This is a genomic window from Kitasatospora sp. NPDC057542, assembly GCF_042801945.1.
Classification (GTDB): domain Bacteria; phylum Actinomycetota; class Actinomycetes; order Streptomycetales; family Streptomycetaceae; genus Kitasatospora.
Map to the genome: position 1 here is coordinate 1 of NZ_JBHVFE010000209.1, position 14,739 is coordinate 14,739.

At 71.9% G+C, this 14,739-nt stretch carries 12 protein-coding genes, 2 pseudogenes and 1 riboswitch; of the genes and pseudogenes, 7 read left to right on the forward strand and 7 right to left on the reverse strand.

The features are described from left to right. From ACFU7Y_RS24510 to ACFU7Y_RS24530, 5 genes and pseudogenes are all read left to right on the forward strand, one after another. Window positions 1-738: ATP-binding cassette domain-containing protein (locus ACFU7Y_RS24510; protein WP_380769654.1), on the forward strand; the 738-nt coding region annotated here is incomplete at its 5' end. After that, entirely contained in the window at window positions 735-1,583 is an 849-nt protein-coding gene (locus ACFU7Y_RS24515; RefSeq protein ID WP_224276778.1) for an ECF transporter S component, read from the forward strand. The genes ACFU7Y_RS24510 and ACFU7Y_RS24515, both read left to right, overlap by 4 nt. Before the next feature lie 17 nt (window positions 1,584-1,600). Beyond that, entirely contained in the window at window positions 1,601-1,918 is a 318-nt protein-coding gene (locus ACFU7Y_RS24520) for a hypothetical protein (RefSeq protein WP_224276776.1), read from the forward strand. Window positions 1,919-1,999: 81 nt separating this feature from the next. Beyond that, window positions 2,000-2,222, forward strand: a riboswitch (cobalamin riboswitch). Window positions 2,223-2,384: 162 nt separating this feature from the next. Then, window positions 2,385-4,697, forward strand: coding sequence for a 5-methyltetrahydropteroyltriglutamate--homocysteine S-methyltransferase (metE, locus tag ACFU7Y_RS24525; RefSeq protein ID WP_380769655.1), 2,313 nt, complete (start codon window positions 2,385-2,387; stop codon window positions 4,695-4,697). Window positions 4,698-4,794: 97 nt separating this feature from the next. Beyond that, window positions 4,795-5,109: pseudogene (locus tag ACFU7Y_RS24530) on the forward strand (helix-turn-helix domain-containing protein); the annotation flags it as partial. A gap of 1 nt (window position 5,110) precedes the next feature. On the opposite strand, the pseudogene ACFU7Y_RS24535 reads toward ACFU7Y_RS24530, so the two are convergent. From ACFU7Y_RS24535 to ACFU7Y_RS24545, 3 genes and pseudogenes are all read right to left on the reverse strand, one after another. Next, window positions 5,111-5,767 (reverse strand): annotated as a pseudogene (locus ACFU7Y_RS24535) (citrate/2-methylcitrate synthase); the annotation flags it as partial. A 30-nt stretch (window positions 5,768-5,797) separates the two neighbouring features. Beyond that, window positions 5,798-6,703, reverse strand: coding sequence for a methylisocitrate lyase (prpB, locus tag ACFU7Y_RS24540; RefSeq protein WP_380769656.1), 906 nt, complete (start codon window positions 6,701-6,703; stop codon window positions 5,798-5,800). Further along, on the reverse strand, window positions 6,703-8,211 hold the full coding sequence (locus ACFU7Y_RS24545; RefSeq protein ID WP_380769657.1) for an MmgE/PrpD family protein: 1,509 nt from the start codon (window positions 8,209-8,211) through the stop codon (window positions 6,703-6,705). The genes prpB and ACFU7Y_RS24545 overlap by 1 nt, the downstream gene beginning before the upstream one ends. A 230-nt stretch (window positions 8,212-8,441) precedes the next feature. On the opposite strand from ACFU7Y_RS24545, the gene ACFU7Y_RS24550 reads away from it, so the two are divergent. Further along, window positions 8,442-9,212 (forward strand): adenosylcobinamide amidohydrolase, encoded by a 771-nt coding sequence (locus ACFU7Y_RS24550; RefSeq protein WP_380769658.1) that lies wholly within the window; start codon window positions 8,442-8,444, stop codon window positions 9,210-9,212. Window positions 9,213-9,333: 121 nt separating this feature from the next. On the opposite strand, the gene ACFU7Y_RS24555 is transcribed toward ACFU7Y_RS24550, so the two are convergent. The 4 genes from ACFU7Y_RS24555 to ACFU7Y_RS24570 form a co-directional block, all read right to left on the reverse strand. Further along, on the reverse strand, window positions 9,334-10,200 hold the full coding sequence (locus ACFU7Y_RS24555) for a 3-hydroxybutyryl-CoA dehydrogenase (RefSeq protein ID WP_380769659.1): 867 nt from the start codon (window positions 10,198-10,200) through the stop codon (window positions 9,334-9,336). 440 nt (window positions 10,201-10,640) lie between these two features. Next, window positions 10,641-11,735 (reverse strand): three-Cys-motif partner protein TcmP, encoded by a 1,095-nt coding sequence (locus tag ACFU7Y_RS24560; RefSeq protein ID WP_380769660.1) that lies wholly within the window; start codon window positions 11,733-11,735, stop codon window positions 10,641-10,643. A 90-nt stretch (window positions 11,736-11,825) separates the two neighbouring features. Continuing rightward, the gene (locus ACFU7Y_RS24565; protein ID WP_380769661.1) at window positions 11,826-12,581 is read right to left on the reverse strand and encodes a DUF5131 family protein; all 756 of its coding nucleotides are present in this window, start codon (window positions 12,579-12,581) and stop codon (window positions 11,826-11,828) included. A gap of 506 nt (window positions 12,582-13,087) precedes the next feature. Beyond that, window positions 13,088-14,047: a pirin family protein gene (locus tag ACFU7Y_RS24570; protein ID WP_380769662.1), complete on the reverse strand. Its 960-nt coding sequence runs from the start codon at window positions 14,045-14,047 to the stop codon at window positions 13,088-13,090. 95 nt (window positions 14,048-14,142) lie between these two features. Here ACFU7Y_RS24570 and ACFU7Y_RS24575 point away from each other — a divergent pair, with 95 nt between their 5' ends. After that, window positions 14,143-14,631 carry a carboxymuconolactone decarboxylase family protein gene (locus ACFU7Y_RS24575; RefSeq protein WP_380769663.1) on the forward strand — a complete coding sequence of 163 codons (489 nt, stop codon included), beginning with the start codon at window positions 14,143-14,145 and terminating at the stop codon, window positions 14,629-14,631. The last annotated feature ends 108 nt before the right edge of the window (window positions 14,632-14,739 follow it).

A 14,739-nucleotide genomic window follows, 5' to 3' on the forward strand; every position in this document is an offset into this window, starting at 1 on the left:
GTCCGGGACGTCCGGCTGGCACTGCGCGCGGGCGAGGTCACGGCGCTGATGGGCCGCAACGGCTCCGGCAAGTCCTCGCTGCTCTGGGCCCTCCAGGGCTCCGGGCCCCGCCAGGGCGGCAGCGTGAAGGTCACCGGAGCCGGGGGCGGCCCGGCCGCGGACCCCAAGCGCCTGCCCGCGGCCCGGGCCCGGCAGCTGGTCGGACTCGTCCCGCAGACCCCCACCGACCTGCTGTACCTGGAGACGGTCGCCCAGGAACTCGCCCAGAGCGACCTCGAAGCCGATGGCGCCGGCGGGCCGACCGCACGGCAGATCCTCGACCGCCTGGCCCCAGGGATCCCGGACGACACCCACCCCCGGGACCTCTCCGAGGGGCAGAAGCTGGCCCTCGTCCTGGCGATCCAACTGTCCGCCGCACCACGGGTCGTGCTGCTGGACGAACCCACCCGAGGCCTCGACTACCACGCGAAGGAGGCGCTCACCGGCATCGTGGACGCCCTCGCCGCCGAAGGCCGTACGGTCGTCGTCTCGACCCACGACGTCGAGTTCGTCGCCTCTGCCGCCGACCGCGTCGTGGTGATGGCCGAGGGCGAGATCGTCGCCGACGGCCCCACCGCCGAGGTCATCGTCGCCTCGCCGACCTTCGCCCCGCAGACCGCCAAGATCCTCGCCCCACTCGCCTATCTGACGGCACGGCAGGTCGGGGCGGCCCTGGAAACGGCGGAGGCCACCCGATGACCGCCGTCCGGATCCCCGGCCGGGCCCGCGTCGTCGTCGCCCTGGCCGCCTTCATCGGCCTGGTCGCCTTCACCTGGCCGTTCGTCGTCGCCCCCGGAAAGTTCGGCTCCAACTACGCCCCGCCGCTGATCTTCGGAGCGCTGCTCGTCCTGGTACTCGCCGTCGTCATCGCCGAGATCTCGGCCGGCGGCATCGACGCCAAGGCCCTCGCCATGCTCGGCGTGCTTTCGGCCGTCAACGCCGGACTCCGGCCCCTCGGCGCCGGGACCGCCGGAGTGGAGACGGTCTTCTTCACCCTCGTCCTGGCGGGCCGCGTCTTCGGCCCCGGCTTCGGCTTCACCCTCGGCTGCACCTCGCTGTTCGCCTCAGCCCTGCTCACCGGCGGAGTCGGCCCCTGGATGCCTTACCAGATGTTCGGCTGCGCCTTCGTCGGCATGCTCGCCGGGCTGCTGCCGAAGGCCCGGCGGGGCTGGGAAGTGCCGATGCTGGCCGTGTACGGGGCCTTCTCCGGCTACCTTTTCGGCTTCCTGCTGAACCTGTCCTTCTGGCCGTTCTCGACCGACCCGAACAGCTCCATCGCCTACCTCCCCGGCCTGCCCTTCACCGAGCAGTGGCATCGCTACCTGCTCTTCGACCTCGCCACTTCGCTCGGCTGGGACACCGGCCGAGCCGTCACCACCCTGACCGCCGTGCTCGTCGTCGGGCCGGCCGTCCTGACCGTCTTCCGCCGAGCGGCCCGCCGCGCCAACTTCGAGCCCACAGTGCATTTCGAGGCCCATCACGGTCCGGATGTCACGCTGGGGCCGCAAACCGTCGCTCAGCCCACGGGGCAGGCGCACTCCTGAACCGAAAGGTCACCATCGTGCCCAAGCCTGCGAAGCACCGGACGATGACGCTGAACGGGGTCGACGTCGTCGTCCTGACCCCGGAACAGCACGCCGGACTGGAATCCGCACGCCGCCAGCTGGGCGGGGCGCAGGCGCAGGTCGCCGGGATGAAGCTCGACCTCCGCCGGGGACGGCAGCTGTTGGGTGAAGCCCAACGGGTGCTGGCGAGCATTCCCGCCGACCAGATCGAGCGACTGGAGGGTCAGTTGGGCCCGGGTCGCGGCGTGCCCCAACTGATCGCGGACATTCGCGCTGCCCTGCCACGCACGCCGGGCACCTCGCCGCGAACCTGACCGTCGGCCCGCGGGCCGCGATGGGGTCTCATCATGCGGACATGTTCCACGATCTCCGCGTCAGTCCCAACTGTTTGCGCATAAGCTGATCAGGCAGCCGGTTCGCCCTGTCCGCCAGGCAGGCGCGTCGTAAGAGGGAACCCGGTGGGAATCCGGGACTGCCCCGCAGCGGTGAGTGGGAACAACCGCCGTCATATGCACTGGGCCCGGGAGGGTCTGGGAAGCGACGGCCAGTAGGTGTCCGCCTTTCATGGGGTGGGCGTGCCCGCGAGTCCGAAGACCTGCCACTGCCCGTACGCAGACGACCTGCGTGCGGCTATCCGGTGACCTCGTGGGCGGGTCGGCGACCATACCAGGCAGATCAGGCCCGTACGTTCCGTGACGGCCGCCGCCCGGTTCGTCATCCCTTCGCGCCCTCGCCCCGTCCCCGGGTACTTGAGGAGACAGACTCGCGAAGGAGAGTCCCTTGACTACGAAGTCCGCAGCCGCGGCAATCGCGACCGTGTACGGCTACCCCCGCCAGGGCCGGGGTCGGGAGCTCAAGAAGGCCGTCGAGGGGTACTGGAAGGGCACGGTCACCGCCGACGCCCTGCTGGCCACCGCCGCCGACCTGCGCCGCGGGAACTGGCAGCAGCTCGCCGACTCCGGCATCGAGGAGGTCCCGACCGGGGACTTCTCGCTCTACGACCACGTGCTGGACACCACCGTCGCCGTCGGCGCGATCCCGCCCAGGCACCGGGAGGCAGTCGAAGTCGACGCGCTGGACGGCTACTTCGCCATGGCGCGCGGCACCCAGGACGTCGCACCGCTGGAGATGACCAAGTGGTTCGACACCAACTACCACTACCTCGTCCCGGAGCTGGGCCCGGACTCCGCCTTCGCCGCGAACCCGGCCAAGGCCGTCGGCGAGCTCAAGGAGGCCCTCGCGCTTGGCCATGACGCCAGGCCGGTGCTGGTCGGGCCGGTGACCTACCTGCTGCTGGCGAAGCCGGCGCCCGGGGTGGCCGCCGAATTCCAGCCGATCACCCTCCTGGACCGGCTGCTGCCGGTCTACGCGCAGCTGCTCGCGGCGCTGAAGGACGCGGGGGCCGAGTGGGTGCAGTTGGACGAGCCCGCGCTGGTCCAGGACCGCACCCCGGCCGAGCTGAACGCCGCCGCCCGCGCCTACCGCGAGCTGGGCGCCCTCACCGACCGGCCCAAGCTGCTGGTCGCCAGCTACTTCGACCAGCTCGGCGAGGCGCTGGCGGTGCTGGCGAAGGCTCCGGTCGAAGGCTTGGCGCTGGACTTCACCGGCCCGGCCGCCGCCAACCTGGACGACCTCGCCGCGGTGGGCGGGCTGCCCGGCAAACGGCTGGTCGCCGGAGTGATCGACGGCCGCAACATCTGGATCAACGACGTGGAGAAGTCGCTCTCCACCCTGGCCACCCTGCTCGGACTCGCCGACCGGGTCGACGTCGCGCCCTCCTGCTCTCTGCTGCACGTGCCGATCGACGCAACCCTCGAACGCGACATCGACCCGCAGATCGCCCGCTGGCTCGCGTTCGCCAAGCAGAAGGCCGCCGAGGCGGCGCTGCTCGCCCGCGGTCTGCACGAGGGCACCGGCGCGATCACCGCCGAACTCGCCGCCAACCGTGCCGACCTCGCCTCCCGCGCCACCTCCCCGATCACCCACGACCCCGCCGTCCGTGCCCGCACCGCCGCCGTCACCGCCGACGACACCCGCCGCGCCCAGGCCTACCCGGAGCGGGCCGAGGCCCAGCGCGCCCGGCTCGGCCTGCCGCTGCTGCCGACCACCACCATCGGATCCTTCCCACAGACCACCGAACTGCGCCTCTCCCGCGCCGATCTGACGGCCGGGCGGATCGATGACGCCGCCTACCGGGAGCGGATGGAGGCCGAGATCCGCGAGGTCATCGCGTACCAGGAGAAGGCCGGACTGGACGTCCTGGTGCACGGCGAGCCCGAGCGCAACGACATGGTCCAGTACTTCGCCGAGCAGCTCACCGGCTACCTCGCCACCCGGCACGGCTGGGTGCAGTCCTACGGCAGCCGGTACGTGCGCCCGCCGGTCCTCGCCGGGGACATCTCCCGGCCGCACCCGATGACCGTCGACTGGTTCCGCTACGCCCAGGGCCTGACCGGCCGGCCGGTCAAGGGCATGCTCACCGGTCCGGTCACCATGCTCGCCTGGTCCTTCGTCCGCGACGACCAGCCGCTCGGCGACACCGCCCGCCAGGTCGCCCTCGCCCTGCGCGACGAGGTCACCGACCTGGAGGCGGCGGGCGCGGCGGTCGTCCAGGTCGACGAGCCGGCCCTGCGCGAGACCCTGCCGCTGCGGGCCGCCGACCGCCCGGCGTACCTGGCGTGGGCCACCGAGGCGTTCCGGCTGGCCACTTCGGGGGTGCGGGCCGACACCCAGATCCACACCCACATGTGCTACGCCGAGTTCGGCGCGATCATGACGGCGATCGACGAACTCGACGCGGACGTCATCTCCCTGGAGGCCACCCGCTCCCACATGGAGGTGGCCGACGAACTCGCCGAGGCGGGCTACCCGCGCGAGGTCGGCCCCGGTGTGTGGGACATCCACTCGCCGCGGGTGCCGAGCACCGAGGAGGCCGTGGAACTGCTGCGCGCCGGCCTGGATGCGATCCCGGCCGAGCGGCTCTGGGTCAACCCCGACTGCGGCCTGAAGACCCGCGGCTGGCCGGAGACCCGTGCCGCTCTGGAGAGCCTGGTCGGCGCCGCACGTCTGCTGCGCGAGGAACTGGCCGGCTGACGCACCGACGCGAGACCGAACGGGCGGGTGCAGACCGTGTGCTGCACCCGCCCCGGTGGCGCGCCCCGTCGAGGAGAGAAGAGGGGTGCGTCGCACCATGGCACGTCCCGCCGGGCGCAAGATCTTCGCCCACGCCAAGCTGCGCCGGCTGCGCCGAGAGCACGGCATGAACCAGGTCGAACTGGCCCACGTGCTCGGCATTTCGACCAGCTACCTCAACCAGATCGAGCACAGCCAGCGCCCGCTCACCGCCGCCGTGCTGCTGCGGATCGCCGAGGTGTTCGGCGTGGACCCGGAGTTCTTCTCCGAGGCCGACGAAGAGCGCCTCGCCACCGACCTGCGCGCCGCGCTTGCGGACGAGGCGTCCGGTGCCCCCGTCGCGGCGGACGACATCGCGGAGGTGAGCCGGGACTGAGCGCGCCGATCGCCGCGGTGACGGCGCTGTAGAGGTCGGAGAGGGCGGAGGTGACGACCCGGGCGGTGAACGTCGAGGCGTTGAAGCTGTGTTCGGCGTACAGCACGAGTGAGATCTCGAAGCAGCGCACGACCTCGGGGGCGGGCACCGCGCCGAAGCACATGTGGAAGAAGTTCTCCGCGTACCCGAGGTCCGGGTCCGGCGGGATCGGGGCCAGGCCGCGTCGGCGGCGCTGGTCGGCGGCGACGACGGTGGGCAGTTTGGCCAGCAGGGTGAGGGACTTGGCGAGGTTGGGGGCCGGGCGGCCGTCGTCCTCGGCCGGGTCCTCGGCGCCGAAGAAGCTGACGGCGGTGCGCAGCACGTCCATCGGGTGGCAGGTCTCGGGTAGCCGGGCGAGCAGTTCGGCGGTGGTGCGGTCGAGCGGGCGCAGGGCGCGCTCGCGGGCCCGGAACTCGCGCAGCTGGGCGTCGTCGGGCAGTTCGCCGTGCCACAGCAGGTACACGACCTCCTCGAAGGAGCGGTGGGCGGCGAGGTCCTGGACGGGGTAGCCACGGTAGGTCAGGGAGTTGGTCTCCTCGATGACGGTGGAGATCTCCGTGGTGTCGACGACGACACCGGCGAGGCCGCGATGGACCTCAGGTGCGGTGGTGGGCATGGGTCGGTGCCTCCGGTACGTGGTGGCCGGTCAGGTGCCGGGCGGGAGGGTGAAGTCGAAGACGGCCGAGTCGAAGGCCGAGTACTCCTGGTAGCCGAGGAGTTCGTAGAGCCGGGAGCGGGTCTGCATGCGCGGCAGCAGGGAGGCCTGGGTGCCCTCGGCGGCGATGGTGTGCAGCCCGTCCTCGATCGCGCCCATGGCGAGCCGCAGCAGTGTGACCGGGTAGAGGGCGATGTTGTAGCCGAGGCTCTCCAGGGTGCGGGTGTCCAGCAGCGGGGTCTTGCCGAACTCGGTGAGGTTCGCGAGCAGCGGCACGTCCACCGCCTCGCGGAAGGCCTCGTATTCGGAGATGTCGGCGAGGGCTTCCGGGAAGACGGCATCGGCTCCGGCGTCGACGTAGGCCTTCGCCCGGTCGATCGCCGCATCGAGTCCTTCGACGGAGCGGGCGTCGGTGCGGGCCATCAGCAGGAAGTCGGGGTCGCGACGGGCGTCCACGGCGCCCCTGATCCGACGGACCATCTCCTCGCGGGGCACGACCGCCTTGCCGTCGAGGTGGCCGCAGCGCTTGGGGTTGACCTGGTCCTCCAGATGGAGACCGGCGAGGCCCGCGTCCTCCATCAGCTGGACGGTGCGGGCGGCGTTCATCGGTTCGCCGAAGCCGGTGTCGGCGTCGATGAGGACCGGGAGGTCGGTGGCCCTGGTGGTCTGCTGGGCGCGGGCGGCGATCTCGGTGGAGGTGGTGAGGCCGATGTCGGGCAGGCCGAGATCGGCGGAGAGCACGGCGCCGGACAGGTAGACCGCGTCGAAGCCGGTGTCCTGGATGAGGCGGGCGGAGAGCGGGTTGATCGCGCCGGGAATGCGCAGCAGCCGTCCGGAGGCGAGCTGCTCACGGAACGCCCGGCGGCGCTCGGAGGCGGTGGTGCGGGTGTGCAGCATCAGAACAGGCCCTTCGGCAGAGTGTCGTCGAACTCGCGCACGGCCTCCGTGTCGACGGCCGGGAACAGTTCGTCGAGGCCGGCGGCCTTCCGCTCGGCGATACCGGCTGCGGCTGACAGGAAGCGGTCCTGGTCGGTAGGGGTGACGATGCCCTCCGTCAGGGTGCGGAACTTCCGCTGGTAGGCGGGGCGGTCGAAGGGGCGGCCACCGGCCGGGTGGGCGTCGGCGACGGCCAGCTCGTCCTCGACCACCGAACCATCGTCCAGGGTGATCACCACCCGGCCGCCGAAGGCCCGGCGCTCCGGGTCGGGGTCGTGGTAGCGGCGGGTCCATTGCGGGTCCTCGACCGTGCTGACCTTCCGCCACAGGGCGACGGTCTCGGGGCGGCTGGCCCGCTCGGGGGCGTAGGAGCGCTCGTGGTGCCAGCCGCCGTCCTCCAGGGCCACGGCGAGGATGTACGGGATCGAGTGGTCGAGGGTCTCGCGGCTGGCAGCCGGGTCGTACTTCTGCGGGTCGTTGGCGCCGGAGCCGATCACGTGGTGGGTGTGGTGGCTGGTGTGAAGGACCACCGAACGCACCCGCTCCAGTGGCCCGGTCTTCTCCCGCAGTCGCCGGGCCAGGTCGATGATCGCCTGGGCCTGGTACTCGGCGGAGTGCTCCTTGGTGTAGGTGTCCAGGATCGCCCGGCGCGGTTCCCCGGGCTCGGGCAGGAGCACGGTGTAGTCGGACCGAGGGCCGTCGAGCATCCACGCGAGGAAGCCGTCCTCACCCTCGTAGATCGGGGACGGCGAGGTCGCGCCGCGCATCGCCCGGTCCACCGCCTCGATCGCGGCCTTGCCGGCGAAAGCAGGCGCGAAGGCCTTCCAACCGGAGATCTCACCCTTGCGGGACTGCCGGGTCGCCGTCGTGGTGTGCACGGCCTGCTGCACCGCCTGGTACACCGTCTCCGTCGGCAGCCGCAGCAGCGCGCCGATGCCGCAGGCGGTGGCCGCGCTCAGGTGTGCGACGTGGTCGACCCGGTGGGCGTGCAGGCAGATGCCCCGCACCAGCGCGACGTGGACCTCGTACGCGGCGACGATGCCGCGCAGCAGGTCGGCGCCGGTGCGCCCGGTGTGCTGGGCGACGGCCAGCAGTGGCGGGATGTTGTCCCCGGGGTGGGAGTAGTCGGCGGCGAGGTAGGTGTCGTGGAAGTCCAGCTCGCGCACGGCCGTGCCGTTGGCCCAGGCCGCCCACTCGGGCGAGACCCGGGTCAGGCTGCCGAACACCTGGGCCCCCGGGGTGGCACTGGGGTGGACGAGGGCCTGGGACCGGGCCACCGCCACCGGCCTGCGCAGCAGCGACGCGATCGCCACCGAGGCGTTGTCGATCACCCGGTTGACGGCCATCTCCACGCTGGCGGGCTCCAGTTCCCCGGTGCCGGTCGCGACGGAGGCGAGCTTCCAGGCGAGCTGCTCCTCGCGCGGAAGACGGTCGGCACTGGGGTGGACACGGACGTGGTGCTCGATCACGGGACTCCTCGTGAGCGTCGGAACTGCCCTGACGGGCTCGTGCGCTCCAGGCTGCCGCGCCGGCGGGCGGGGATCCAGCAGGCCAATCTGCGGAATCCGGACACCTTCGTGCTGCGAATCCGCGGATCCTGCGGATCGGTCTCGGAAGGCTAGGATCCACAAGGCCTCATCAGCCGGTGATCACCGCACGTCGCCGCTGGACCGAGCCGGCCTGACCCCCTGCCTCTGAGGTGATCACAGCGAACAGCCTGGTGTCCGAGATTCGGCGACCTGCCGTCCTCCGGTCAGCGCGGTCGGAGGACGGCTCGTGTCGTCACCTGTTGGTGTGGAAGGCCGGTCCGGGCTGGCGGATGGTCAGCAGCGCCGTGCTGGGCGGTGGGATCGGCGAGCGTGGCTGGGTGATGAACGCCCAGGTCCGCCCGGGCTACAGCCGCATGGATCCGGAGCGGCACCTGGCGGAGCTGGCGGAGGCCGAGGGATTGCGAGGCCCGGGCGTCGGTCTGATGACCGCTGCGGAGGTCGACGACTGCACCTGGGGTGAGGACGGCGGTGCTGCCGCTCTGGTGACGACCGGCATCGGCGTTCCGACCTGGGCCGCGGCAACCGAGTCACCGACCGGTCCGTACGTCCCGGGGACGATCAACATCCTCGCGGTCGTGCCTGCGCCGGTGGCGGACGCGGGTCTGGTGAACCTGCTGGCGACGGCCACCGAGGCGAAAGTGCAGGCTCTCCTGGACGCCGGCTACTCGTGCTCCGGAACACCGTCCGACGCCGTGTGCGTGGCCGTTCGCACTCCGGTCGACGGCGGGGTGGCCGACCCCTTCGGCGGCCCGCGGTCGGTCTGGGGCGCCCGGCTGGCCCGAGCGGTCCACCAGGCCGTCCTCGACGGGGCGGAGCGCGATCGGGTGCGGCGTCGAGAGGGGCCGGGCGTGCCGCACCAAGGGCCTCGACCGGACTGCTTCCGGGAGAACGTCCTTTCGGCCGGACGCGTCACTGCCTGACGTCACGGGCTCGCCGCGCTGGAGGCACCGATGCGGCGGCTCTGCCGCACATGGGCAGCACGGCGCCCCGCCGGTGCCGGGCCTTCCCTGACGGGAACCGGGCGTCGGCGGGGCGTGCTCGTCACACCGAGGGGTGCGCGTGGAACCCCCGACCGCTCTTACGGCCGAGCAGCCCCGCCTCGACCATGCGGGAGAGCAGCGGCGGCGGGGCGTACAGCGGCTCCTTGTACTCGTCGTACATGGACCGGGCGATCGCCTCGACGGTGTCCAGGCCGATCAGGTCGGCGAGTTGCAGCGGGCCCATGGGGTGGGCGCAGCCGTGGACCATACCGGCGTCGATGTCCTCGGGGCTGGCGTGGCCGGCCTCGGCCATCCGGATGGCGGAGAGCAGGTAGGGCACCAGCAGGGCGTTGACGACGAAGCCGGCCCGGTCACGCGAGTGGATGACGTGCCTGCCGAGGACGTCCCGGGTGAAGGCCTCCACCCGGTCGAGGACGGCCGGGGCGGTGTGCAGCGAGGACACCAGCTCGACCAGGGGCATCACCGGGGCGGGGTTGAAGAAGTGCAGGCCCAGGACGTGGGAGGCGCGGCCGGTGGCGATGCCCAGCCGGGTGACCGGGATGGCCGAGGTGTTGGTGGCCAGGACGGCGTCCTCGGCGACGAGCACCTTGTCCAGGGTGGTGAGCACCTCGGCCTTGACCCGCTCGTCCTCGACGACGTCCTCGACGACCAGCTGGCGGTCGGCGAGCGACTCCAGGTCGTCGGCGAACAGCAGGTGGGCCCAGGCGTCGGTGCGCTGTTCCTCGTTGATCCGGCCGCGGTCGGCGGCGCGGTGCAGGGAGCGGTCGATCCGGCTGCGGGCGGCGCGCAGGGCGTCCCGGCCGGCCTCGCAGACGACGGTGTCCAGACCGGCGCGGGCGAAGACCTCGGCGATGCCGGAGCCCATCTGCCCGGCGCCGACGACGGCGACACGGCGTATCTCGTCCATGGTGTACTGCCTCCGTGGTGGGGCGGCTCAGGCCGCGGTGCGGATTCGTACGAGGTGGCGGGCATAGGCCTCGGTGGTGAGGAAGGCGGGCAGTTCGGCGCCGAGCGCGGTCTCCTCCCCGAACAGCCGTTTCGCGGATTTCCCAACGGAGTCCTTCAGCGCTGGGATTCCGGTTCACGCGAACCCGGTGCCGCACCCGGATGCCGCATGCCGAGCACCTGGAGCCGTCGTCGGCAGTGAGCCTCATCGTCGCACCGGTCGAGGCGCCCGGGTCCTGCTCCCCGCACGGGTGGACTCCTCGGCCGGCGCCCGGACGCTCGACGAGCCCGCCCGTTCATCGTCGCCGTCCCGCCGCGGCTGCCGGGGCGGCAGGCGTAGCGCCACCGGGCCCTGGCTCAGGAGACCGTGGCGACGCCGTCGGCCTGCGCCGCGACCGCTCGTCAGAACAGTGCGTCCTGGTGCAGCGCGGTGACGGTGCTGGCTCCGGTGATCCGGCCCGGGGAGACGTCGATGTCCCGGTCGTCGCGCATTCTCTTGAGGCGCGGTATGACCTGGGTGGGGCGGTAGACGGTCTCCAGGAGGGCGTACTTCTTGAGCTGGTCGACGCTGCGGGCGGCCGGGGCGGTGCGCAGGTGGTCGAGCAGGATGCGGCGCAGGGGGCCGGTGTCGGGTTCGAGTTCGAGGTCGAGGGCCTGCTGGTTGGGGTCCTTGGGGTCGCGGTAGCGGACGCCGGAGGTGGTGTCGACGACCCACATGGCTTCCTTCATCTTCTCCACGCCACGCTCGTGGCGGGTGCCGAAGATGAGGTAGAGGAGGTGGTTGGTTTCGTCGATCATCTCGAAGACCAAAGTGTGCTGGAACCCGGCGCGTCCGAGGGACTCGCGGTAGCGGTCGCGCAGGTAGGCGGCCTTCGCGGAGGACGGCTGCTGGAAGACGCCGTGCCAGTCGCTGTCGCCGAAGAAGGCGTCGCCGGCCGCGCGGTGGCGTTCGTCCTTGCCGGCGAAGCGGACGAGGAACGCGGGTTGGAAGGTGACCATCACCTCGCTGCGGCGCTGGGTGGCGATCCGTCGCAGGAGGGGGAAGGGGACTTCAGGGCCGCCGAAGCCGTCGAGCAGGACGAACATGGGGTGGTTCAGACTGCCGGCTCGGGCGAGCTGTTGCAGCAGGTCGGGATGGCACTGGCCCTGGGCTATGTGCACGTCCAGCCGGCCGCTCCGGGGCCCGTGGGTGCCTGCGGCCACCGCGATGCGGTGCTCCAACTCGGTCTTGCGCCGGGCGTCCTCCTCGACCAGCACCATCTTCACGCGGCGGGGGCTGCGCCGAAGCGCTCCGGAGAAGACCTGGTGGGCGACGACGGGGGAGCCGGGTTCGCCGTCGCGGTAGACGCCGGGGCCCGCGAAGCCCTCTGCGTAGGTGACGACGTCGTTGCGGCTGAGCATGATCGGTGCCCAGGCCTGGAGGTAGCGCCGCAGCAGGGCGTGCTTGGCGGCGGTGTGCGGGTCGCGTGGCCAGATGACGTCCTTCGGTGCCGCCATGTGTCTCCCCGGTACGGTGAGCCGTCGCTGCCGGAGGCAGGATCACACAATCGTCAGGGCGCGAACAGAGGGCGTGCACGGCGCACCGGATCAGGGCACCACGAGCGGTCCTCGTACGGGCATCTCGTCCCAGGTGCGGCCGTTGAGGTCACGGCCGCGAGCCTTGGGGTTGCGGCCGCCCCACTGCTTGAAGAAGAACGGCACGCCGGCCGCCTGGCAGGCGTCGCGGATGGCGGTGACCCACGCGGGGTCCATCGGGCGATGGCCGGGGCCCGACTCGCCGCCGGCGATCACCCAGCCGATGCCGTCGAGGTCCAGTTCCGGCAGCGGTCCGAGTAGCGGCTCCAGGGAGAGGAACCGGACCGTGGCCGGGACGGCTCGCAGATCGTCGATGCGATCCAGCTGGCTCTCGTCCTCGACCGACACCCCCATCCAGAGGTTGTCCGGCCACTCCAGTCGGTCGGCGACTCGGCGAAGGCGCACGGAGCGCTTCGTCAGCACCTGGTAGGTGTGCTGGGGGGTGTCGGCGATCACCTGGAACACGTCCCGGACGAACGGGAGCGGCACCCGGGCGTGGAAGAGGTCGCTCATCGAGTTCACGAACACGACCCGGGGGCTGTGCCAGCGCTTCGGGACGTCGAGCGCGTCCGGATGCAGCGCAAGACCGAAGCCGGGTCCGGACGTTCGCGGGTCGCCGTCCGTCTGGTACTTGGCGGCGCCCATGGCCTTCAGCCGCTTGGCCAGGGTCAGGGCGTAGCAGTTGTCGCAGCCGGCGGAGACCCGGTCGCATCCGGTGGTCGGGTTCCAGGTCGCTTCCGTCCACTCGATCGCGCTTCGATCGCTCACTGCTGCTCCTCACTGCCGGGCCGGCCCTCGCCGACCGTCGCCCGGCGAGGGCCGCCAACCGCCTACCTTCCTCCGCGAACACCGCCGGTGTCGAACCCGCAGGCCAGGCTGGTCCCGTTGCCCGGCCGAGCCAATGGAACGGAGTTCGGCCGGTAGTCGGGTGCGTTGGCGGCTCCGGGCCGAAGCCGTCCGTCGGCCTCGTCGCTGTGCGCTGTGCCTCTGGACGAAGGGGCGACGCCGCGCATGCGACGGGTCATCGACGCCGCTCTGCTCCCGCCGCCTCGATGCCTGCCGAGGTCGGTCGAGATCACCTGACGAAGCGTCAGGAAAGTCGGCATTGAGTCAGCATTGGTCCGAGTAGACGTGGTCGCAGCCTGTCGGATCCTGTGAAGCGGCAGCCGCGCGACCGGAGCCTCGGACGTGCCGGATCGGCGTCTGGGTGGGGGTATGGAGGCGGGGAGCTCGGCTGATTCTGCGGCCGGCTCCCCGCCCTGCAAAGCAGCAGGTCAGCGGGTGCGTCCGCGGGGCTTGAGGGGGATGCCGGGGAGCTCCGGGGCGGGCAGGCGGTCGCCGGGGTAGCCCTGTACGGTGCCGAAGCGGTCGGGGTTCGCGGAGCTCATCCACTCCTCGCGCGCTCGGGTAATGTCTTCGTGGGACCGCCCGATGAAGTTCCACCACATGACGATCTGCTCCTCGAAGGGCGTGCCGCCGAGCAGGACCAGCCGGGCGTCGGCCCCGCCGGTGTTGGCGAGGGTCAGGGTGCTGTGGCCGGGGGCGACGTAGCCGAGTTCGGCGGGGCGCAGCAGGGTGTCGAGGAGGCGGACCTCGCCGCTGTCGACCAGCAGGCCGTGTTCGAAGGCGGGGTCGACGTCGAGGGTGATGGTGGCCTGCGGGCGAAGGATCAGCTCGGCGCCGAGCAGCGGGGTGAAGGTGGGGACGGGGGAGGTGTCGCCGGCGAGGGTGCCGAGGAAGACCCGCGCCTCGCCGCCGTCGAGGGCGACCGGGCCGGGCGCGTGGTGGCGGAAGTCGCGCCCGGTGTGCCGGTGGTCCTCGGGCAGGGCGACCCACAGCTGCACGCCGTGCAGGACGGTGGTGGCCGGGGTGGAGACCTCGGAGTGGGCGATGCCGTGGCCGGAGGTCATCAGGTTGACCTCGCCCGGCCGGACGTACGCGTGCACGCCGAGGCTGTCCCGGTGTTCGATCTCGCCGGTGAACAGCCAGCTCACGGTCTGGAGCCCGGTGTGCGGGTGCGGGGCGACGTCCATGCCGCCGGTGCTCGCGACGTCGTCGGGCCCGTAGTGGTCGACGAAGCACCAGGCGCCGATCATGGTGCGGGAACGCTGTGGCAGGGTGCGGCGTACGGTCATCGCGCGCGGGCCGCCGAGCGGCACGTCCCGGGCGGGCAGGACCTCCACCCGCGGATCGGCGGCGGGCGTCTCGACGAGGTCGGTCTCGGCGGTGCTCACGGTGGGGTCCCTCCCGGGGTGCTTTTAGTTCTATATTCAACTATCATGCCATGGCAGAGTGGCGGGCGACAGCATGATCAGCCTAAGGAGTCCAGGTGAGTGATGTGACGGTGGTCCCGACGGACCGGCGGGTGTTCATCGACAAGCAGAGCCCCCAGGCCTACAAGGCGCTGCTGGCCGCCGCCGAGGCGGCGCGCGAGGCCGCGGCCGAGGCCGGGCTGGACCGCCGGCTGATCGAGCTGGTCAACCTCCGGGTGTCGCAGATCAACGGCTGCGCCTACTGCCTGCACGTGCACACCAGGGCCGCGATCCGCGAGGGCGAGACCACCCAGCGGCTGGGCGTGCTCCCGGCCTGGCGCGACACCGAGGTCTTCAGCGACCGGGAGCGTGCCGTGCTCGGGCTGGCCGAGGCGACCACGGCCCCGGCGGACGCGGCGCTCCAGGACGCCGCGTACGCCCTGGCGCGCGAGGTGCTGAGCGACGAGGAGATATCCGCGGCGGTGTGGGTGGCGATCACCATCAACTCCTTCAACCGGGTGTCCATCCTGAGCAAGCATCCGGTCCGCCCCGCGCCGGGCCGGTAGTCGGGCCTGCCGGAGGGTCTCCACCCGCCTCCGGCCCGGTGGTTGCGGCTGCCGGAGGGCCTCCGCCTTCCGGCGGATGCCCTCCGTTGGCGGGTGTACGACCGGTTC

Excerpts from the sequence above, each read along its gene's own strand:
- ACFU7Y_RS24515 (WP_224276778.1), top strand. The coding sequence starts at position 735 with ATGACCGCCGTCCGGATCCCCGGCCGGGCCCGCGTCGTCGTCGCCCTG.
- prpB (WP_380769656.1), bottom strand. The coding sequence starts at position 6,703 with ATGCTGCACACCCGCACCACCGCCTCCGAGCGCCGCCGGGCGTTCCGT.
- ACFU7Y_RS24555 (WP_380769659.1), bottom strand. The coding sequence starts at position 10,200 with ATGGACGAGATACGCCGTGTCGCCGTCGTCGGCGCCGGGCAGATGGGC.
- ACFU7Y_RS24560 (WP_380769660.1), bottom strand. The coding sequence starts at position 11,735 with ATGGCGGCACCGAAGGACGTCATCTGGCCACGCGACCCGCACACCGCC.